Below are 18,876 nucleotides of genomic sequence, written 5' to 3'. Positions count from 1 at the left end.
TTCTGTGGAGAGAGATCGCATCGAGACCACTTGTGCAGAACGATACGCGCACATCGAACACATTTTCGACGACACGCCGAATGCGATCGACGCAGATTCGATCAGCTCTCGCGTTCGATCAGCTCTCGCGCGGCTCGAGTCTTCCCACACCGTAGCGACGCTGGGCGGGCACGTCGGTCTCGGCGCACAGCGCCAGCCAGATCTCGCGTGGCGGCACGCCCGCATCGAGGGCGTCGCGCGCCGTCATGCCGAGGCCGCCCAGAACCAGGTCATGGGTGAGCGCATTCGCCCGTGCGCCGAACTCGTCGTCGACGGCGCGCAGGAACTCACTGCGTCGCATCAGATGCCCGGCTCCGTGCGATCAGTGCAGCGAGAGCTCAGGCTCGACCGAGGCCACGAGGTCGTCGGGAACGACATCCGGGAAGGAGCTGAGTCCCTCGAGCACCGAGATCCGGTCGCCGACCTCGCGCATGATCGTCGAGATGGGCACGTCGAGTGCTTCAGCAACCGAAGCGAGGATCTCGCTGGACGCTTCCTTCTGACCGCGCTCGACCTCGCTCAGGTAGCCGAGTGCGACCGAGGCCTTGCCTGCGACCTGGCGCAGCGTTCGTCCCTTCTGCAGGCGGAAGTCCCGCAGCACATCGCCGATCTCCTGTCTGACAAGGATCATCGGAACCTCCCCTCCAACACCTTCCCCGGATTCGCATCCGAGTGGATCGCCAGTCTAACCCCACTGGCTGCTGCTGAATCTACTGTTTCTGTCTGTGCCCACGGTGTGAGCGCTGCGGTTCGAGGAGTTCGCTGTCGTGTCATGCGCACATCCAGGTCAACCGCCGTGGAGCTCCCGCTATTCCCGCACCGCCTCGAGAACCGCCAGGATCGCGGCGTCCCGCGCCTGCTCGCGGATCTCGCCGCGGCTGCCCGGGAAGACGAAAGAGCGCACCGCGTGCGCGGTCGGCGTGACGACGCCGATGTGCACGGTTCCCACGGGCTGACCGTCGGGCGAGTCGGGTCCGGCGATTCCCGTGGTGCCGATGCCGACGTCGGCGGGGCGATCGCCGACGGCGACGGCCCGCCGCACACCATCGGCCATCTGCGCGGCGACATTAGGATGCACGGCGCCGGCTGCCTCGAGAAGCTGCGCGTCCACACCGAGCAGCGTGTGCTTGACCTCGCTCGCGTAGGAGACGATGCCGCCGAGCAGCACCTCTGACGCGCCCGGGACCGAGACGATCTCAGACGCGACGGCGCCCCCGGTCAGTGACTCCGCGACGCCCAGCGTCCACCCGCGAGCGCGCAGCGCGGCCACCAGCTCCGCGGCCACTGTCATCGTCATGCGCGTGACCGTGCGCCGCGCACCTGAGCGACCACGTAGTCGATCCCGCTGGCCACGGTGAGCACGAGCGCGGCGATCATCAGCACCTGGGTGACCACGACCCACGGTGTCAGGCCGATCAGCGTGTGCAGCGGCAGCAGGGCCCAACTCAGGGCGACACCCTGCACCACGGTCTTGACCTTGCCCATCCAGGCAGCGGCGACGACCTGCTCATGCACGATCGTGAACCGGTGGATCGTGATGCCCCACTCGCGGATCAGGATGATGATCACGATCCACCAGCCGACCTCGCCGAGGATCGCCAGGCCGAGAAAGCCCGCGCCGGTGAGCAGCTTGTCGGCGATCGGGTCCCAGAGCTTGCCGAAGTCGCTGACGATGTCGTATCTGCGGGCGAGGTACCCGTCGACCCAGTCGGTGGAGATGGCCACCACGAACAGCGCTCCGGCGATCCAGCGGAGGACGATGTCTCCGGCGCCGTAGGTGCCCGCGAAGAGCAGCATCACGAAGAAGACGATCGCCAGCGGGATGCGCGCGATCGTGATCGCGTTGGGGAGCTGCCGTGGGATCGCCATCAGTCGCGCCCCGTCAGGCCCCAGGCGTCCTCGTCGCCATCGTCGTCGCTCTCCACGACGGGAAGTCCTTCGAACTGCTGCTCGACGGGATCGGCGACGGGCGCCTGCGGTGCGGAGGAGGGCGTGCTGGCGGCGGGCGCATCGTCGCCCCGCAGCTTCGCGATCACGCTGGGCAGCTGCTCGGCAGTGACCAGCACATCGCGCGCCTTCGATCCCTCCGACGGACCGACGATCTCACGTGACTCGAGCAGGTCCATCAGACGCCCGGCCTTCGCGAAGCCCACGCGCAGCTTGCGCTGCAGCATCGAGGTCGAGCCGAACTGCGACGACACGATGAGCTCGGCAGCCGCGAGCAGCAGCTCGAGGTCATCCCCGATGTCCTCATCGACTTCCTTCTTCTTCGCTTCGGCGGACTCCTGCACATCGGGCCGGTACTCCGGACGCGCCTGCTGCGTGACGTGCTTGACGACGGCGGAGATCTCGCTCTCGTCGACCCACGCGCCCTGCAGCCGGAACGGCTTCGACGATCCCATCGGGGAGAACAGCGCGTCACCCTGGCCGATGAGCTTGTCGGCGCCGGGGGAGTCGAGGATCACCCGGCTGTCGGTGACGCTGGTGACCGCGAACGCCAGACGCGAGGGCACGTTTGCCTTGATCAGACCGGTGACGACGTCGACGCTGGGTCGCTGGGTGGCGAGCACGAGGTGGATGCCCGATGCGCGCGCCAGCTGGGTGATGCGCACGATCGAGTCCTCGACGTCGCGCGGAGCGACCATCATCAGATCGGCGAGCTCGTCGACGACGACCAGCAGGTAGGGGTACGGCTTGAGCACGCGCTCACTGCCCACGGGCACCTCGACCTCGCCGGCGCGCACGGCCTTGTTGAAGTCGTCGATGTGACGGAAGCCGAACGACGCGAGGTCGTCGTAACGCATGTCCATCTCCTTCACGACCCACTGCAGCGCCTCGGCCGCCTTCTTGGGGTTCGTGATGATCGGCGTAATCAGGTGCGGCACGCCGGCGTAGCTGGTCAGCTCCACGCGCTTCGGGTCGATCAGCACCATGCGCACATCCGCCGGGCGTGCCCGCATCAGCAGGCTCGTGATCATCGAGTTGACGAAGCTCGACTTACCCGACCCTGTGGAACCGGCGACCAGCAGGTGCGGCATCTTGGCGAGGTTGGCCACGACGATGTTGCCGCCGACGTCCTTGCCGACGCCGATGGTGAGCGGGTGCGTGCTCTTCTGCGCCGCAGCTGAGCGAAGCACGTCACCGAGCGCCACAGTCTCCTTGTCGACGTTGGGGATCTCGATGCCGATGGCGCTCTTGCCGGGGATCGGCGAGAGGATGCGCACGTCGTTGGAGGCCACGGCGTAGGCGAAGTTGTTGCTCAGCTGGGTGATCTTCTCGACCTTGACGCCGTGGCCGACCTCGATCTCGTACTGCGTCACGGTGGGACCGCGCGAGAAGCCCGTGACCTTGGCATCCACCTTGAACTGGGTGAGCACGCTGGTGATCTGCTCGATCGTGCGATCGGTGGCATCCGACCTCACCACCGGCGGCGGTCCCGCCTTCAGCACGGCGGACGAGGGCAGCACGTACGGGGCCGCGGGCGGCTGCGGCGCAGCCGAGCCCGGCCCCGCGGTGCCGAACCCGTCAAGCCCCGGCAGCTCTCCGGTGGAGCCGGTGTCGTCCAGCAGCGCCGTCGTGTTCTGCTCACCGAGTCGGTCGGTCAGCGCGCTGAGGTCGGTGAGCACCTCGGTGGCCGCGTCGTGCGGATCGGGCTCGGGTGCCTCGCCCACGATGACGGCCTGATCGTAGGCCGGCTTGGTGCCGGCGGGCTCGTCGAACAGCGCGGTGATGGCCTGTGAGTCGACACCGTCGTCCGGGTCCTCCTCGCGACCGGTCTTGTTGCGGCGCCACCACGGCAGCGCGTCATCCTTGCCGTCGTCGCCGTCGGCCTGCTCGCCGGCGGCGGAGGCATCGCGAATCGGGCGCTCAGCGCCGAACATCCACGCGTACATGTCGCCGAGTCGCTCGCCGATGCGGTTCGGCGGCGTCTTCGTGAGGATCAGGATGCTGAGCGCCGCCAGCAGCGCCAGAACGATGTAGGCCACGATCGGCGTCAGGAACGCGAGCGGTTCACCCAGCATCCATCCGAACAGGCCGCCGGCCGCGCTCAGCGCGGGCATGCCCTCCCTCGGCTGCGGACGATCCAGCGCGCCGAGGTCGTTCGCCACGCCCGAGGCGACGTGGCAGAACCCGGCCAGCGCCAGCACGAACAGTCCGAAGCCGATGCCGATGCGACCGTTGTCGTGCACCGACGACGGGTGGCGGAAGAGCCAGCCGGCCAACAGCAGGAGCAGAACCGGCAGCACGAACGCGGCCCGGCCGATCATCCCGCCCCAGGTGTACGCGCTGATCGTCTGCGCGATCTCGTTGCCGATGAAGAACCACTCGACGACCGCGCCGGCACAGGCAAGCAGGACCAGCAGGAACGGGAAGCCGTCGCGACGCTGATCCTTCTCGAGGTTCTCGGGACCGAAGGCGCGGAACAGTCCGCCGACGCCATGGGCGATGCCGAGCCACATGCGCACCCCGACCGGGGCCTTCTCAGCCTCGTCGACGTACTTCTTGGGTGCGGGCGCCGACTTCGCGCTCGACCGCGGAGACGCTTGCCGCTTCTGGCGCGACGACGAGGCGCTCTCGGAAGCGCGCTCGGACTTCGTGGTACTCCTGGCCATGGCATCCAGGCTACGGCCGAGGGCCGACATCGCGCCGCAGTGACGCGGCTTTCCGCGGATTTCGCGCGGTCGTCAGGCCTCGATCACCAGCGGCACGATCATGGGCCGGCGACGCAGCTTCTGGTTCACCCAGCGTCCGATCGTGCGACGGATGATCTGCGAGAGAGCGTGGTTGTCGCGCACGCCGTTGCCGGCGGCTTCTTTCAGCGCCGCGACGATCTTCGGCGTGATGTCATCGAACACCGCGTCGTCCTCGGCCACGCCGCGAGCGTGGATCTCCGGGCCCGAGATGATGGAACCGGTCGAAGAGTCGACCACGACGATCACCGACACGAAGCCCTCTTCGCCCAGGATGCGCCGGTCCTTGAGATCCGCATCAGTGATGCCGCCGACGGTCGAGCCGTCGACGTACACGAAGCCGATGTCGAGCTGACCGGCAACCCTGGCCTCTCCGTCGCGGAGGTCGATGATCGTGCCGTTGCCGCCGACGAAGGTGCGCTCCTCGGGAATCCCGGTGTCCTGCGCGAGCTTGGCGTTGGCGATCAGATGACGGTACTCACCGTGCACCGGGAGCACGTTCTTGGGGCGCAGGATGTTGTAGCAGTAGATGAGCTCACCCGCCGCGGCGTGCCCCGAGACGTGCACCTTCGCGTTGGCCTTGTGCACGACGTTCGCGCCCAGCTTGGTGAGCCCGTCGATCACGCGGTAGACGGCGTTCTCGTTGCCGGGGATCAGGCTCGAGGCGAGAATGACCGTGTCGCCCTCGCCCGGCTCGATGGCGTGGTCGAGGTTCGCCATGCGACTGAGCACCGCCATCGGCTCACCCTGCGAGCCGGTCGACATGTAGACGATCTTGTCGTCGGGCAGGTCGCGGGCCTTCTTGTAGTCGATGAGCACGCCGTCGGGCACGTGCAGATAGCCCAGCTGCTCGGCGATGGTCATGTTGCGCACCATGCTGCGGCCGAGGAAGGCCACCCGACGACCGTGCGCGTGCGCGGCGTCGATCACCTGCTGCACCCGGTGCACATGGCTCGAGAAGCTGGCGACGATCACACGCCGTGGCGCCTTGCCGATCACCTGGTCGAGCACGGGCCCGATGGAGCGCTCGGTGGGTGTGAAGCCCGGCACGTCGGCGTTGGTCGAGTCGACGAGGAACAGGTCCACGCCCTCTTCGCCGAGGCGCGCGAACGCCCGGAGGTCGGTGATGCGCCCGTCCAGCGGCAGCTGGTCCATCTTGAAGTCGCCGGTGGCGAGCACCATGCCGGCTGGTGTGCGGATCGCGACGGCGAGGGCATCCGGGATCGAGTGGTTGACCGCGACGAACTCGAGGTCGAACGGGCCGACCTTCTCCTGCTGCCCCTCCGTGACGGTGAGCGTGAAGGGCTTGATGCGGTGTTCCTTGAGCTTCGCCTCGACCAGCGCGAGCGTGAGGCCCGATCCGATCAGCGGGATGTCGTTCTTCAGACGAAGCAGGTACGGCACCGCGCCGATGTGGTCTTCGTGTCCGTGCGTGAGCACCACCCCGACGATGTCATCGAGGCGGTCCTTGATGGGCTCGAAGTCGGGCAGGATCAGGTCGACACCGGGCTGGTGCTCTTCGGGGAAGAGCACGCCGCAGTCGACGATCAGGATCTTGCCGCCGAACTCGAACGTGGTCATGTTGCGGCCGACCTCGCCGAGGCCGCCCAGCGGGGTCACGCGCAACGTGCCCTGAGCGAGCGGTTCGGGGGCGGCGAGGGGAATGGACATGGATGTCTCCTCCGTCGGACACCTGGTGTCCGGTCTTGACTTTCAGCGCATCGGAGCGCTCATCGTGTGGTGCCGTGCACCTTGGGCAGGGCGCCGCCGGCCGCGGCGTTGCGGTCGGGACGGAAATCAGAGAAGTCGGCACCGGCGACGTCGGTGACCAGAGCGAGCTCGTCTTCGATGATGGCGGCCTCCCACTCTTCGGGGCCCACCAGCGGCAGGCGCACGCGCGGGCTGCCGATGCGGCCGAGGCCGTGCAGGATGTACTTCGCCGACACCGTGCCCGGCACGTGCGTCATGGTCGCGCGCACCAGGGGCTCGAGCCGGCGGTGCGCGTCCGTGGCCGTGGCCAGATCGCCGCGGTTCACCGCGTCGACGATGGTGCGGTACGGAGCCGACGTGATGTTGGCGGTGACGCCGATCATGCCGGTCGCGCCGATCGCCAGGTGCGGCAGCACGTTGGCGTCGTCGCCGGAGAAGTACATCAGGTCGGTCTGATTCAGCACCCGGCTGACCTCGGAGAAGTCGCCCTTGGCGTCTTTCACGGCGAGGATGTTCGGGTGCTTGGCAAGGCGCAGGATCGTCTCGTACTTGATCGGCACGCCGGTGCGACCGGGGATGTCGTAGAGGATGACGGGCAGGTCGGTGGCATCCGCCACCAGCCGGAAGTGCGTGAGGATGCCCGCCTGGGTCGGCTTGTTGTAGTAGGGGGTGACGATCATGATGCCGTCGGCGCCGGCCTTCTCGCTGGCCTTGTACAGCTCGATGGCGTGGGCGGTCTCGTTCGACCCGCCACCGGTGATGATCTTCGCGCGTCCGGCCGAGACGTCCTTGCCGACCTCGACCAGTCGGATCTTCTCCGGGTCGGTCAGCGTGGAGGTCTCACCGGTCGTGCCGGTGACGACGATGCCGTCGGCACCGTCGGAGATCACCCGGTCCATGTGCTTCTCGACGGCGGGCCAGTCGACCTCACCGTCGGCGGTCATGGGGGTGACCAGCGCGACAAGAACCTGTCCGAAGGGATTGTCCGTGTGCGTCATCCTCTCAGCGTAGCGTTTCGCGCATCGTCGAACGCACGCGGACCCGTGTCACACCCGGCCGCGACGCGCGACGCCCGAGGTCAGTGACGCGGGCAGCACCCGGGTGAGCGCGACGATGATCTTGTAGCGCAGCGAGGGGATCGAGACGGCCCGGCCGCGGGCCGCGTCGCGCAGCCCCTCGCGCACGACGTCATCGGCGTTCAGCCACATCAGCGTCGGGATGCCCTCGTGACCGGGCGCGAGACCCATCCGCTCATGGAAGGTGGTGTGCGTGAAACCGGGGCACACGGCCGTCACCGTCACGCCGTCGCGGATGTATTCGGCGTTCGCCCAGCGGCTGAACCCGATGAGCCAGGACTTGCACGCCGAGTACGTGGAGCGCGAGATGAACCCGGCGACCGATGCCACGTTGATGATCCGCCCGCCTCTGCCGCGCATGGCCCGGATGCCTGCGTGCATCAGCCGCATCGACGCCTCGACGTGCACCCGCAGGTGACGCACCTCATCGTCGATGTCGTTGTCGGCGAACTGCAGCGGCAGCCCGAAGCCGGCATTGTTGATCAGCAGGTCGATCGGGTCTTCAGCATCCGAGATCCGCGCGGCGACGCGCGCGACGTCCGCCTCGACGGCGAGGTCGGCGACGATCACCTCGGCGGCGACACCGTACTCGGCGCGCAGCCGCGTCGCCAGCTGCTCGAGGTCGTCGGCGCTGCGTGCGACCAGCACGAGGTCGGCGCGCTTGGCGGCGAGCTGGCGGGCGAACTCGGCGCCCAGGCCGGCGCTGGCGCCGGTGATCAGTGCGACCGGCATCAGCGCTCGTATCCGAGGAAGCGGTAGCGGATGCCCGTGCGGGAGGTCTGCCACTCCCCCTCGTCGACCAGCCGCCAGCCGGTCCTGGGCGGGGCGTAGGCATCGCCGTCCACCTCGAGGTCGAGCTCGGTGACCTCGAGCCGGTCGGCATCGGCGATGACCTGAGCGAAGATCTCGGCCCCGCCGATGACCCATACCCGATCGAGTCCGCGGACGGCCGCCTGCACGCTGCCGGCGCGACGGGCGCCCTCGGCCGTCCAGTCCTGCTGCCTGGTGATGACGATGTTCTCCCGGCCGGGCAGCGGACGGAACCGCTCCGGCAGGGAATCCCACGTTCTGCGGCCCATGATCACCGGCGCACCGAGGGTGACCTCCTTGAAATGGGCCAGGTCCTCGGGCACATGCCAGGGCATCCCGCCGGCTGCGCCGATCACGCCGCCGCGTGCCTCGGCCCAGATCAGCCCGACCATCATCGGCTGGACGGATACGGTGCTCATACCGCCACCGCCGCCCGGATCGCCGGGTGGTGCTGGTAGCCCTCCACCGTGAAGTCGTCGTACTCGTAGTCGAGGATCGACTCCGGGCGGCGCGCGAAGCGCAGCGTCGGGTAGGGGTACGGGTCGCGGGAGAGCTGCTCGCGCACCTGATCGACGTGGTTGTCGTAGATGTGGCAGTCGCCGCCCGTCCAGACGAAGTCACCGGGCTCGAGACCGGTCTGCTGGGCGACCATGAGGGTCAGCAGGGCGTAGGACGCGATGTTGAAGGGCACACCCAGGAAGAGGTCGGCGCTGCGCTGATAGAGCTGGCACGACAGCCGTCCGTCGGCGACGTAGAACTGGAACAGCGCGTGGCAGGGCGCCAGGGCCATGTCGGGGATGTCTGCGGGGTTCCAGGCCGAGACGATGAGCCGGCGCGAGTCGGGTGTGGCCCTGATCTGCTCGATCACCTGCGAGAGCTGGTCGATGCTGTCACCGTCTGGCGTCGGCCACGATCGCCACTGCACGCCGTACACCGGGCCGAGGTCGCCGTCGGCATCCGCCCATTCATCCCAGATGGTGACGCCGTTCTGCTGCAGCCAGCGCACGTTCGAGTCGCCGCGCAGGAACCACAGCAGCTCGTAGGCGATCGACTTGAAGTGCACGCGCTTGGTCGTGACCAGCGGGAATCCCTTCGAGAGGTCGAAGCGGATCTGCCGGCCGAACACGCTCGTCGTTCCAGTGCCGGTGCGGTCGTCCTTGTGCGTACCATTCTCGAGCACGTCGCGGAGCAGATCTTCGTAGGGCGTGGGAACGGCGCTCATGCCAGCAACGATACCCGCGCGGGTCCGGATCGGGGTCGTCATCGTGCGTCATATCCCGACTGCCGCGTATCCCACCGCCGTAGGCTCTCTTCATGACCCCGCCCGCCGCACTCGCCGTCGTCGCTGCGCTCGTCGCCGTCGCAGTCCTCGTCGGCATCGTGTGGCGTGTGCGCGACGGGCGCCGTCGCGACGGCAACGGCGAGACAGTGGATGCCGCGGATGCCGGCGAATGGGGCGCTCGGGCGACCCTGGTGCAGTTCAGCACCGAGATGTGCGCCCGCTGCCCGCAGGTGCGCCGGCTCCTCGGGCAGGTCGCGGATGCACATGCGGGCGTTGTGCACACCGACATCGACCTGACCCGCCGCGCCGACCTGGCCTCGAAGTACCGGGTGCTGCAGACTCCGACCACCCTTCTGGTGGACGGCCGCGGCGCCGTGCGCGCCCGGTTCAACGGCGTCCCGAGCCGTGCCGATGTCGAAGGCGCACTCGCGACCCTTCCCGTGCTGCAGGAGGCATGATGAGTACACCGGCCGGCATCGATCCCCGTGGACCGCGGTTCGCGGCATCCATCACCTCCGTCCTGCTGCTGATCGCGGTGCTGCTCGGGCTGACGGGGCTCTCGACGGCGCAGTTCACCGGCTCGTTCGGCTGGTTCGCCTACCAGCCGATCGCAGACACGTCCTTCGGCTTCGTCGCAGGCACGAACGCCTGGGTGATCTCGGGGGTCAGTGTTGCTCAGCGCGTCCTCGACCCCGCCTTCCTCGTGCTGCTCGCCATCGCGCTGCTCTTCCTCTGGGGTGTCGTCTCGCCGCGCACCCATCCCTGGAGTCTGCTGTTCCGCGCCCTCGTGCGCCCGCGGCTCGCGCCGCCCGCCGAGCTCGAGGACCCACGCCCACCGCGCTTCGCGCAGGGTGTCGGCCTGTTCGTCGTCGGCGTCGGGCTGCTGCTGCATCTACTGGGAGTGCCGTGGGTGCTCCCCGTCGCGGCCGCCGCGGCCTTCATCGCCGCGTTCCTGAACGCCGCGTTCGGGTTCTGCCTCGGATGCCAGATGTATCTGCTGCTGCAGCGCGCCGGCATGGTCGGCCGCTCCCGCACGACGGGCTGATTCCGTATCGCGGCCGAGCGCGCTTGGGTAGGCTGACGGGACGACGCCGGCGTGCGGCGGATGCGACCCCTGGAGGACCCATGCCCATCACCAGTGAAGCCAATACGACCTGGACCGGATCCCTCACGGAGGGCTCCGGCACCGTGGCGTTCTCGACCTCGAACCTCGGCACGTTCCCCATCGACTGGAAGGCGCGCTCCGAGGGGTCGGAGACCATGACCACGCCCGAGGAGCTCATCGCCGCTGCGCATGCCTCGTGCTTCAGCATGGCGTTCTCGCACGCGCTGGCCGGCAACGGCACCCCACCCGAGCGGGTGAACACCTCGGCCTCGGTGACCTTCAAGCCCGGCACCGGCATCACCGGCAGCCATCTGAACGTCAACGCCAGCGTGCCCGGCATCACGCCGGAGCGCTTCCAGGAGCTCGCCGAGGAGGCCAAGGCGGGATGCCCCGTGTCGCAGGCCCTCGCCGGCGTCGAGATCACCCTCGAGGCGAGTCTGGCCTGACCTCAGGGACCCGACGTCAGGGGCGGCTGCGTGCGAGGCGGATGGCCTGGCGGATGCTGCCCCTGGCATCCTTGCGCCGTCCGGCGGCGTCCTGGACGACGCCGAGGCGGTAGTGCGCGCGCCAATCGTCGGGTGACGCGGCCACGCCAGCGGCGTACTGCGCGATCATCGGCTCTGCATCATCGGCTCGCAGGCGTCCGCTGGGGGTGAGCTCTTCTGGTGCCTCCGGCATCGTGCCCTCCGCGTCGAGCGTGCGGCCGAGCCGGTCAGCGCCGAAGCCGAAGGCGAGCTCGCGGATCAGCGCCCATCCCCCGACCGGCGCCAGCACCACCAGGGCGATGCCCATGGCGATGCCGGCCGGGTTTCCGACGCTGAAGAACATCACTCCGAGCCAGACGGTGATGACGATGTACAGCAGCAGTGCTGCGCCCATCAGCGCGACGCCGATGCGCGAGATCACGCGCGCGCCCCGATGCCGATGTCGATGATGTTCTCGAGCCCCACCACGATCCCCCGCACGTCGCGCGCGAAGGGCAGTGCGAGTCGGATGCCCGGAGCGTAGGCGGCGGCCGAGTCGATCGTGTCGTGCACGATGGAAAGCGATTCGCCGGCGCCCGAGAGGATGACCTCCTGCTTGGCGATCACACCCGGTCGGCGCAGGGAGTGCACCGGAAGGCCCGCCACCTGCTGCCCGCGCGCCCTCTGGTCGGCATGCGGAGCCTGGAAGGGCCCCTGCTCGTCACGCGCCTGCACCATCAGTTCGGCGGTGCGCACCGCCGTGCCGCTGGGCGAGTCGATCTTGCCGTCGTGGTGCGCCTCGATGATCTCCGCCGAGGGGAAGAACGGCGCGGCCGCCGCAGCCAGCGCGGAGCCGAGCGCGGATCCGAGGGAGAAGTTCGGGATGAACAGGATGCCCGTGTCGGACGCGGCGATCAGCGGGCGGACCAGCGCGATGCGCTCCTGTGACCATCCCGAGGTCGCCACGAGCGCGTTCAGGCCGCGGTCGACGGCCGCGCGCACCACGTCGATGCTGACGGCGGGAGTCGAGGCGTCCACGACGAGGTCGGCGCCGTCGAGCTCACTCCACTCGCTCGACGAGCCGAGCACCGTGCGCACCTCGAAGCCGTCGAGGGCCTCGATCACCCCATGGATGATTCGTCCGAGCCTGCCTGTACCGCCGACGAGGGCAACCTGAGTGGTCATGCGTCCAGTCTAGATTCGCCGCGATACCGCGGCCGTCCGCATGTCAGACCAGTGGCTCTTCGGGCAGGCCCGTGCGCAGCTCCATGGGCAGATGACCGAGGTCGTTGTGGCTGAGCAGGGTCCACGGGCGTCCCTGCTTCTGCGCGATCACCGTGAGCCCGCAGTGCGCCTGATTGAGGGTCATCCAGCGCCAATCGGGCGCGCCGAGCACCTCGCGGACGAACCACGCGATCACGAAGTTGTGCGTGATGAGCACCTCGTGCACCTCGCCGTTGCGGCGGCGGAGGAACTCGCCGACAGCATCCGCCATCTGTGCGGAGCCGGCGTCGATCTCGGCATCGGTCACGGAGCCGAAGAACGACTCGTACGCCGCCGGAGCGTCATCGGTCATCCCGCTCGGCACGCAGTCGAACAGCAGCGCCGACGGCTGCGGATCGACCGAGGGCAGGCGTGCCGCCACCGTGCGGGCCGTCTCGGCCGCCCGGAGCAGCGGCGAATGCCAGACGGCGTCGAGCGGCAGACCCGACAGGCGGTCCGCGATCAGCTCGGCCTGTCGCTGTCCCCGCGGCGAGAGGGGACCGTCGTCGACGCCGTGCTCGGCGTCCTGATGCTCACCGTGTCGGACCAGATATATGTAATGCGTCACTGCCTGCTCACTCCATCCCACCGTCTCAGGCGGAATCTCCAGCCTAGTCAGTCGCCGGCGCGGGTGAGTTCTGAAACGTGCGATCGGAGCAATGAGATGCCGGCTCCCTGCATGAGCTCCTCGACATGCTGTGGAGCGAAGGTGTTGACGATCGGAGCGACGACGGTGCGCTGGGCGAGCAGCCACGCGATCGACACGGCCGCGACCGACACCGACAGCTCTGCGGCGATGCCGTCGAGGATGCGCAGCACGCGGATGCCCTTGCGGTTCAGGTGCGCCCGCATCTGTTGACCGCGCACGCCCGAGACGTGGGCACGGCTGCGGTGCCTGCCGGAGAGGAAGCCGTGCTCGAGCGCGTGCGACGGCGTCACCGCAAGACCCTGGGCGGCGGCGACCAGGCGCAGGTCGCCCTCGAACACGCCGCGACGCACGAGGTTGTACGGCTCGTCCAGCACCTCGATGCGGGGGTAGCCCGCGGAGGCGAGGATGCGGGCCTCGACGAGACGCTCCGGCGCGAAGCCGAATGCGCCGACAGCCGCGATCTTGCCGGCGTCGCGCAACCACTCGACCGTGGCCAGCGTGTCCTCGAGATGGGTCGTGGTGTCGAGCGAGGCGTCCAGGTACAGCACGTCGATGCGCTCGGTGCCGAGACGCGTGAGCGAGGCCTCCACGGCCCTGACCAGGTTCACCGAGCCGAGCCCCGGGTTGTCGGGATGCGATCCGATGCGCGCGGCCACCACGAGGCCATCGCGTCGACCGCGGGATCGCAGCCACTGGCCGACGATGTGCTCACTGCGGCCGGCGGAGAAGCCATCGGCCGTGTGGATGACGTTGCCACCGAACTCGATGTAGCGGTCGAGGATGCCATGACTGGTCTCGAGATCGACGTTCCATCCGAACTCGGCCGCACCGAGCATGAGAGGGAAGATCGAGAGTCCCGTCTCGCCGAGAGGAACGCGGATCCCCTCGCCCACGCCGGGGCCGACGACGGGGATCGGAGCCGACGGGTGCGGACTCGGCGGTGTGACCGCGCGCGACTGCGGATCGACGGTACTTGTGCCGAACAGCCTCATGGTCTCACCCCCGCGGATCGATGATCCGTCCCCCACACCCCCCGGTGCGTACTTCGAGGGTAAGCGAGGCCTCGACGGGTGAAGTGCAGGATGACGGACCGGTTCGAGAACTTTCCATAACGATCTGGTCACATCGGATACGACGAGACCCGGAGCCCCATGATGACTCATGGTGCCCCGGGTCCCGATCCGCGGATGCCGGGTCAGCGGCATCCGCTCAGATCACGCCTCGGCGGGTGCCTCTGCAGCCTCGCCCTCGGCAGCGGCCTCCTCGAGCACGGGCTCGAGCGACAGCTTGCCGCGGTCGTCGATCTTGGTGATGCGCACCAGCAGCTTCTGACCGACCGAGAGCACGTCGTCGACGTTCTCGACCCGCTTACCACCGGCGAGCTTGCGCACCTCGGTGACGTGCAGCAGGCCGTCCTTGCCGGGCAGCAGCGAGATGAAGGCGCCGAAGCTGGCGATCTTCACGACGGTGCCGAGGAACTGCTCGCCGACCTCGGGGTTGGTCGGGTTGGCGATCGCGTTGACCTGGGCACGGGCGGCCTCGGCCGACGGGCCGTCGGTCGCGCCGATGTAGACGGTGCCGTCCTCCTCGATGGAGATCTGCGCGCCGGTCTCGTCCTGGATCGCGTTGATCGTCTTGCCCTTGGGGCCGATCAGCTCACCGATCTTGTCGACCGGGATCTGCACGCTGATGACGCGCGGCGCGGTCGGCGCCATCTCGTCAGGAGCGTCGATCGCGGCGTTCAGCACGTTCAGGATCGTCAGGCGTGCCTCGCGCGCCTGAGTGAGCGCACCGGCCAGCACCGACGACGGAATGCCGTCGAGCTTGGTGTCGAGCTGGATCGCGGTGATGAACTCGCTGGTGCCGGCGACCTTGAAGTCCATGTCGCCCAGCGCGTCCTCGGCACCCAGGATGTCGGTCAGCGCCGCGTAGCGGGTCTCGCCGTCGACCTCGTCGGTGACCAGGCCCATCGCGATGCCGGCCACAGGCGCGCGCAGCGGCACACCGGCGTTCAGCAGCGACAGGGTCGATGCGCAGACCGAGCCCATCGACGTCGACCCGTTCGAGCCGAGTGCCTCGGACACCTGGCGGATCGCGTAGGGGAACTCCTCGCGGCTGGGCAGCACCGGCACGAGCGCGCGCTCGGCCAGGAAGCCGTGCCCGATCTCGCGACGCTTCGGCGACCCGACGCGGCCGGTCTCACCGGTCGAGTAGGGCGGGAAGTTGTAGTGGTGCATGTAGCGCTTGCTCGTGGTGGGCGAGAGCGAGTCGATCTGCTGCTCCATCTTGAGCATGTTCAGCGTGGTGACGCCCATGATCTGGGTCTCACCGCGCTGGAAGATCGCCGATCCGTGCACGCGCGGGATGACCTGCACCTCGGCGTCGAGCGGACGGATGTCGGCGAGGCCGCGACCGTCCATGCGGACGTTCTCGGAGAGGATGCGGCCGCGCACGATCTTCTTGGTGACCGACTTGTACGCCGCCGAGAACTCCAGCGGGGCGCCGGCGTGCAGTTCGCCCGCCTCGACGGCGGCGATCAGCTCGGCCTTGACGCGGTCCTTGACCGCGTCGTCGGCGCTCTGACGCTCGAGCTTGTCAGCGATCTGGTAGACATCGGCGAGGTCGCTGTGCGCGCGGCTCGAGACGAACTCGAGCACCTCGTCGCTGTACGCGGGGAAGACCGGGTAGACACCGGGCTCCTTCGATGACGTCGCCGCCATCTGCTCCTGCGCCTTGACCAGCTGGGTGAGGAACGGCTTGGCGGCCTCGAGCCCCTGCGCGACGATGTCCTCGCTGGGCTTGGTGGCGCCGGCCTTGATGAGGTTCCAGCTGTTCTCGGTGGCCTCGGCCTCGACCATCATGATCGCGACGTCCTCGGTGCCGTCGGCCTTGGTGATGACGCGGCCGGCGACCATGAGGTCGAAGACGGCCTCTTCGACCTGTGCCTGGTTCGGGAACGCGACCCACTGGTCGGCGTGCTCGCCCTGGCCGGGGATGAACGCCAGGCGCACGCCGGCGATCGGACCCGAGAACGGCAGACCGGAGATCTGCGTCGACGCGGAAGCGGCGTTGATCGCCAGTGCGTCGTAGTACTCGCCGGGGGCGATCGAGAGCACGGTGATGACGATCTGCACCTCGTTGCGCAGACCGTCGACGAACGACGGGCGCAGCGGGCGGTCGATGAGGCGGCAGACGAGGATCGCCTCGGTTGAGGGGCGTCCCTCGCGGCGGAAGAACGAGCCGGGGATCTTTCCGGCGGCGTACGAGCGCTCCTCGACGTCGACCGTCAGCGGGAAGAAGTCGAAGCCCTCGCGCGGGTGCTTGCCCGCGCTGGTGGCCGACAGGAGCATGGTCTCGTCGTCGAGGTAGGCCGCGACCGAACCCTGCGCCTGCTGAGCGAGGCGGCCGGTTTCGAAGCGGACGGTGCGAGTGCCGAAGCGGCCGTTGTCGAGAACGGCTTCAGCAGCGGTGATTTCAGGACCTTCCAAGAGGTCTCTCCTTCTTTGTTTAGGCTCGTGCGCCCGTGTGGCGCACGAGTTTTCATGCATCGGATGCCATAGGCAAACCCCACCAAGCTTAGCAGTCGGCCCCGCACGCACTCGGCACTCCCGCCGCGCGGACCAGCGCACTAGGCTGACGGGCATGAGCGAAGACAAGGCAGCCTCCTCCGAGGAGATGAAGCGCAAGTTCAAGGAAGCGCTCGATAAGAAGAACGCGCGGCACCGCGACGGCGAGGCGCACCTGGACGGCGACTCCGCCGTGCACGCGACCAACGCCCCGCAGATGAAGCGCGAGTTCCGCCGCAAGAGCGGCTGAGCGCTCGACGCGGGCGCAGGCGGATGCTCCGTCTGCATGCGAGAAGCCGGGTGCCCCGGGGTGGGCACCCGGCTTCTCTGTTCTCACTCGCCGGCGAGACCGCCCAGCAGATGTCCGAACGAACGTCCCTCGCCGAGATAGCTCGCAGGATCGAACGGGTCGTGCTCGACCGCCGGCTCGCGCCGCGCGATCGCATCGGCGAGCTCGCGCGCCCCGCGCTCCACGCGGGCTCCCAGCGGCGCCACCTGGTCGGCCGAGGCGCCCCAGTCACTCGAGGCGGCGAACACGCCGGTGCTGACCGGTTCGGCGTGCAGGTAGGTGAACAGCGGGCGGATGGCGTAGTCGATGGCGAGTGAGTGCCGCGCCGTGCCGGCGTTCGCGCCGATCAGCACCGGCTTGCCCGTGAGCGCGTCCGGGTCGAGCACGTCGATGAACGACTTGAACAGCCCGGAGTAGCTGGTGGATAAGATCGGCGTGACCACGATCAGCGCGTCGGCGGAGACCACTCGGTTGATGGCCTCCTCCAGCGGCGCCGGCGCGAACCCGGTCAGCAGGTTGTTCGTGATGTCGTGCGCGAGGTCGCGCAGTTCGATCACGTCGGTGCTGGCCTCGATCTCGCGCTCGGCGAGCGCCGCGAGGGTGCTGGACGCCAGGCGGTCGGCGAGCATGCGGGTCGATGACGGGTTGGACAGTCCTGCCGAGACGACGGCGATGCGGCGGGCGCTCATGGTCATGCTCCCTTCCGGGTGGCGGCACTGCCGAAGGCGGAGCCGGTGGCGACGGGCGTGTCCTGGTACGGACCGCCCGCGGTGAGGTTGTCTCCGCGGTTCACACCGGGGCGCGCTTCGCGGGCGGGACCGTCACCGTACACGGCCTTGACGCGTGCGGCATGGGTGGGCGCGTCCGGGACTCCGACGGGACGGTTCACGGCCAGCTCACGGCGCAGCACCGGAACGACCTCGCCACCGAGGATGTCGAGTTGCTCGAGCACGGTCTTCAGCGGCAGACCCGCGTGGTCCATGAGGAAGAGCTGGCGCTGGAAGTCGCCGAACGTGTCGCGCATCGCGGCGTACCGGTCGATGACCTGCTGCGGAGAGCCGACCGTCAGCGGGGTCATCTCGGTGAAGTCCTCCATCGACGGGCCGTGCCCGTAGACGGGAGCATTGTCGAAGTAGGGCCGGAACTGCGTGACGGCGTCCTGCGACTTCGCCGCCATGAACGCCTGCCCGCCGATGCCGACGATCGCCTGCTCGGGGGTGCCGTGACCGTAGTGCGCGTAGCGCTGGCGGTACAGCTCGATCAGGCGCTGGTAGTGCTCCTTGGGCCAGAAGATGTTGTTCGCGAAGAAGCCGTCGCCGTAGTACGCGGCCTGCTCGGCGATCTCCGGTGTGCGGATCGACCCGTGCCAGACGAACGGCGCGACGCCGTCCAGCGGGCGGGGTGTCGCGGTGAAGCCCTGCAGCGGAGTGCGGAACTTGCCCTCCCAGTCGACCACATCCTTGTCCCACAGCTCGCGAAGCAGCGCATAGTTCTCGATGGCCAGCGGGAGACCCTGCCGGATGTCCTGCCCGAACCACGGGTAGACCGGGCCGGTGTTGCCGCGCCCCATCATGACGTCCATGCGCCCGCCCGAAAGGTGCTGCAGCATCGCGTAGTCCTCGGCGATCTTGACCGGGTCGTTGGTCGTGATCAGCGTGGTCGAGGTCGACAGGATGAGTCGCTCGGTCTGCGCCGCGACGTAGGCGAGGAAGGTCGTCGGGCTCGACGACCAGAACGGTGGGTTGTGGTGCTCGCCGATGGCGAAGACGTCGAGGCCGACCTCTTCGGCGTGCTTGGCGATCGTCACGGTCGCCTGGATGCGCTCACGCTCACTCGGGGTGATCCCCGTCGTCGGGTCCTGCGTGATGTCGCTGACCGACATGATGCCGAACTGCATCTGGCCCTGCTCGTTCATTTCTCTCCGCTCAGGAT

General features: G+C 68.5%; 21 protein-coding genes. 4 read left to right on the top strand and 17 right to left on the bottom strand.

Features of this window, described 5'->3' with window-relative positions:
- Window positions 1–118: 118 nt before the first annotated feature.
- From WDU99_RS16470 to WDU99_RS16425, 10 genes are all read right to left on the bottom strand, one after another.
- Window positions 119–340 (bottom strand): DUF3046 domain-containing protein, encoded by a 222-nt coding sequence (locus tag WDU99_RS16470; RefSeq protein WP_337333557.1) that lies wholly within the window; start codon window positions 338–340, stop codon window positions 119–121.
- 21 nt (window positions 341–361) lie between these two features.
- Window positions 362–670: a helix-turn-helix domain-containing protein gene (locus WDU99_RS16465; RefSeq protein ID WP_337333556.1), complete on the bottom strand. Its 309-nt coding sequence runs from the start codon at window positions 668–670 to the stop codon at window positions 362–364.
- Between the two features lie 177 nt (window positions 671–847).
- Complete coding sequence (locus tag WDU99_RS16460) at window positions 848–1,330, bottom strand: CinA family protein (RefSeq protein WP_420064025.1); 483 nt, start codon at window positions 1,328–1,330, stop codon at window positions 848–850.
- A gap of 2 nt (window positions 1,331–1,332) precedes the next feature.
- Window positions 1,333–1,908: a CDP-diacylglycerol--glycerol-3-phosphate 3-phosphatidyltransferase gene (gene pgsA / locus WDU99_RS16455; RefSeq protein ID WP_337333554.1), complete on the bottom strand. Its 576-nt coding sequence runs from the start codon at window positions 1,906–1,908 to the stop codon at window positions 1,333–1,335.
- Window positions 1,908–4,652, bottom strand: a complete 2,745-nt coding sequence (locus tag WDU99_RS16450; RefSeq protein ID WP_337333553.1) for a DNA translocase FtsK — start codon at window positions 4,650–4,652, stop codon at window positions 1,908–1,910. The genes pgsA and WDU99_RS16450 overlap by 1 nt, the downstream gene beginning before the upstream one ends.
- Before the next feature lie 72 nt (window positions 4,653–4,724).
- Window positions 4,725–6,401, bottom strand: coding sequence for a ribonuclease J (locus WDU99_RS16445; RefSeq protein ID WP_337333552.1), 1,677 nt, complete (start codon window positions 6,399–6,401; stop codon window positions 4,725–4,727).
- A 59-nt stretch (window positions 6,402–6,460) separates the two neighbouring features.
- Window positions 6,461–7,438, bottom strand: coding sequence for a 4-hydroxy-tetrahydrodipicolinate synthase (gene dapA / locus WDU99_RS16440; protein ID WP_337333551.1), 978 nt, complete (start codon window positions 7,436–7,438; stop codon window positions 6,461–6,463).
- A gap of 48 nt (window positions 7,439–7,486) precedes the next feature.
- The gene (locus tag WDU99_RS16435) at window positions 7,487–8,248 is read right to left on the bottom strand and encodes an SDR family NAD(P)-dependent oxidoreductase (RefSeq protein WP_337333550.1); all 762 of its coding nucleotides are present in this window, start codon (window positions 8,246–8,248) and stop codon (window positions 7,487–7,489) included.
- The gene (locus WDU99_RS16430) at window positions 8,248–8,745 is read right to left on the bottom strand and encodes a dihydrofolate reductase (protein ID WP_337333549.1); all 498 of its coding nucleotides are present in this window, start codon (window positions 8,743–8,745) and stop codon (window positions 8,248–8,250) included. Before WDU99_RS16430 ends, WDU99_RS16435 begins: the two co-directional genes overlap by 1 nt.
- Window positions 8,742–9,548 carry a thymidylate synthase gene (locus WDU99_RS16425; RefSeq protein ID WP_337333548.1) on the bottom strand — a complete coding sequence of 269 codons (807 nt, stop codon included), beginning with the start codon at window positions 9,546–9,548 and terminating at the stop codon, window positions 8,742–8,744. Before WDU99_RS16425 ends, WDU99_RS16430 begins: the two co-directional genes overlap by 4 nt.
- 92 nt (window positions 9,549–9,640) lie before the next feature.
- On the opposite strand from WDU99_RS16425, the gene WDU99_RS16420 reads away from it, so the two are divergent.
- From WDU99_RS16420 to WDU99_RS16410, 3 genes are all read left to right on the top strand, one after another.
- Entirely contained in the window at window positions 9,641–10,066 is a 426-nt protein-coding gene (locus tag WDU99_RS16420; RefSeq protein WP_337333547.1) for a TlpA family protein disulfide reductase, read from the top strand.
- Window positions 10,066–10,653 carry a DUF4395 domain-containing protein gene (locus tag WDU99_RS16415; RefSeq protein ID WP_337333546.1) on the top strand — a complete coding sequence of 196 codons (588 nt, stop codon included), beginning with the start codon at window positions 10,066–10,068 and terminating at the stop codon, window positions 10,651–10,653. The genes WDU99_RS16420 and WDU99_RS16415 overlap by 1 nt, the downstream gene beginning before the upstream one ends.
- An 80-nt stretch (window positions 10,654–10,733) precedes the next feature.
- A complete protein-coding gene (locus WDU99_RS16410) occupies window positions 10,734–11,159 on the top strand; it encodes an OsmC family peroxiredoxin (RefSeq protein ID WP_337333545.1) in 426 nt (141 codons plus the stop codon).
- A 16-nt stretch (window positions 11,160–11,175) separates the two neighbouring features.
- On the opposite strand, the gene WDU99_RS16405 is transcribed toward WDU99_RS16410, so the two are convergent.
- From WDU99_RS16405 to WDU99_RS16385, 5 genes are all read right to left on the bottom strand, one after another.
- Window positions 11,176–11,619, bottom strand: a complete 444-nt coding sequence (locus WDU99_RS16405) for a tetratricopeptide repeat protein (protein WP_337333544.1) — start codon at window positions 11,617–11,619, stop codon at window positions 11,176–11,178.
- The gene (gene dapB / locus WDU99_RS16400) at window positions 11,616–12,362 is read right to left on the bottom strand and encodes a 4-hydroxy-tetrahydrodipicolinate reductase (protein ID WP_337333543.1); all 747 of its coding nucleotides are present in this window, start codon (window positions 12,360–12,362) and stop codon (window positions 11,616–11,618) included. The genes WDU99_RS16405 and dapB overlap by 4 nt, the downstream gene beginning before the upstream one ends.
- Before the next feature lie 43 nt (window positions 12,363–12,405).
- Window positions 12,406–13,008, bottom strand: coding sequence for a histidine phosphatase family protein (locus WDU99_RS16395; protein WP_337333542.1), 603 nt, complete (start codon window positions 13,006–13,008; stop codon window positions 12,406–12,408).
- Between the two features lie 47 nt (window positions 13,009–13,055).
- Window positions 13,056–14,081, bottom strand: a complete 1,026-nt coding sequence (locus WDU99_RS16390; protein ID WP_337333541.1) for an aldo/keto reductase — start codon at window positions 14,079–14,081, stop codon at window positions 13,056–13,058.
- Window positions 14,082–14,303: 222 nt separating this feature from the next.
- The gene (locus tag WDU99_RS16385; protein ID WP_337333540.1) at window positions 14,304–16,577 is read right to left on the bottom strand and encodes a polyribonucleotide nucleotidyltransferase; all 2,274 of its coding nucleotides are present in this window, start codon (window positions 16,575–16,577) and stop codon (window positions 14,304–14,306) included.
- Window positions 16,578–16,731: 154 nt separating this feature from the next.
- On the opposite strand from WDU99_RS16385, the gene WDU99_RS16380 reads away from it, so the two are divergent.
- On the top strand, window positions 16,732–16,905 hold the full coding sequence (locus tag WDU99_RS16380; RefSeq protein WP_337333539.1) for a DUF5302 domain-containing protein: 174 nt from the start codon (window positions 16,732–16,734) through the stop codon (window positions 16,903–16,905).
- A gap of 83 nt (window positions 16,906–16,988) precedes the next feature.
- On the opposite strand, the gene WDU99_RS16375 is transcribed toward WDU99_RS16380, so the two are convergent.
- Together WDU99_RS16375 and WDU99_RS16370 are read right to left on the bottom strand one after the other, a co-directional pair.
- Window positions 16,989–17,633 (bottom strand): FMN reductase, encoded by a 645-nt coding sequence (locus WDU99_RS16375; protein WP_337333571.1) that lies wholly within the window; start codon window positions 17,631–17,633, stop codon window positions 16,989–16,991.
- A 2-nt stretch (window positions 17,634–17,635) separates the two neighbouring features.
- Window positions 17,636–18,859, bottom strand: a complete 1,224-nt coding sequence (locus WDU99_RS16370; protein WP_337333538.1) for an LLM class flavin-dependent oxidoreductase — start codon at window positions 18,857–18,859, stop codon at window positions 17,636–17,638.
- Window positions 18,860–18,876 lie beyond the last annotated feature (17 nt).

This window comes from Microbacterium bandirmense, assembly GCF_037204185.1.
Lineage (GTDB): Bacteria > Actinomycetota > Actinomycetes > Actinomycetales > Microbacteriaceae > Microbacterium > Microbacterium bandirmense.
Note: the sequence above shows the minus strand (reverse complement) of the source record. Positions and strands in the feature narration are given on the sequence as shown.

Bases quoted from the DNA above. Each gene is read 5' to 3' on its own strand.
- dapA (WP_337333551.1), bottom strand. From the start codon at position 7,438: ATGACGCACACGGACAATCCCTTCGGACAGGTTCTTGTCGCGCTGGTC.
- WDU99_RS16370 (WP_337333538.1), bottom strand. From the start codon at position 18,859: ATGAACGAGCAGGGCCAGATGCAGTTCGGCATCATGTCGGTCAGCGAC.
- WDU99_RS16470 (WP_337333557.1), bottom strand. From the start codon at position 340: ATGCGACGCAGTGAGTTCCTGCGCGCCGTCGACGACGAGTTCGGCGCA.
- WDU99_RS16410 (WP_337333545.1), top strand. From the start codon at position 10,734: ATGCCCATCACCAGTGAAGCCAATACGACCTGGACCGGATCCCTCACG.
- WDU99_RS16415 (WP_337333546.1), top strand. From the start codon at position 10,066: ATGAGTACACCGGCCGGCATCGATCCCCGTGGACCGCGGTTCGCGGCA.
- WDU99_RS16390 (WP_337333541.1), bottom strand. From the start codon at position 14,081: ATGAGGCTGTTCGGCACAAGTACCGTCGATCCGCAGTCGCGCGCGGTC.
- WDU99_RS16425 (WP_337333548.1), bottom strand. From the start codon at position 9,548: ATGAGCGCCGTTCCCACGCCCTACGAAGATCTGCTCCGCGACGTGCTC.
- pgsA (WP_337333554.1), bottom strand. From the start codon at position 1,908: ATGGCGATCCCACGGCAGCTCCCCAACGCGATCACGATCGCGCGCATC.
- WDU99_RS16435 (WP_337333550.1), bottom strand. From the start codon at position 8,248: ATGCCGGTCGCACTGATCACCGGCGCCAGCGCCGGCCTGGGCGCCGAG.
- WDU99_RS16430 (WP_337333549.1), bottom strand. From the start codon at position 8,745: ATGAGCACCGTATCCGTCCAGCCGATGATGGTCGGGCTGATCTGGGCC.
- WDU99_RS16450 (WP_337333553.1), bottom strand. From the start codon at position 4,652: ATGGCCAGGAGTACCACGAAGTCCGAGCGCGCTTCCGAGAGCGCCTCG.
- dapB (WP_337333543.1), bottom strand. From the start codon at position 12,362: ATGACCACTCAGGTTGCCCTCGTCGGCGGTACAGGCAGGCTCGGACGA.
- WDU99_RS16465 (WP_337333556.1), bottom strand. From the start codon at position 670: ATGATCCTTGTCAGACAGGAGATCGGCGATGTGCTGCGGGACTTCCGC.
- WDU99_RS16445 (WP_337333552.1), bottom strand. From the start codon at position 6,401: ATGTCCATTCCCCTCGCCGCCCCCGAACCGCTCGCTCAGGGCACGTTG.
- WDU99_RS16375 (WP_337333571.1), bottom strand. From the start codon at position 17,633: ATGAGCGCCCGCCGCATCGCCGTCGTCTCGGCAGGACTGTCCAACCCG.
- WDU99_RS16380 (WP_337333539.1), top strand. From the start codon at position 16,732: ATGAGCGAAGACAAGGCAGCCTCCTCCGAGGAGATGAAGCGCAAGTTC.
- WDU99_RS16460 (WP_420064025.1), bottom strand. From the start codon at position 1,330: ATGACAGTGGCCGCGGAGCTGGTGGCCGCGCTGCGCGCTCGCGGGTGG.
- WDU99_RS16420 (WP_337333547.1), top strand. From the start codon at position 9,641: ATGACCCCGCCCGCCGCACTCGCCGTCGTCGCTGCGCTCGTCGCCGTC.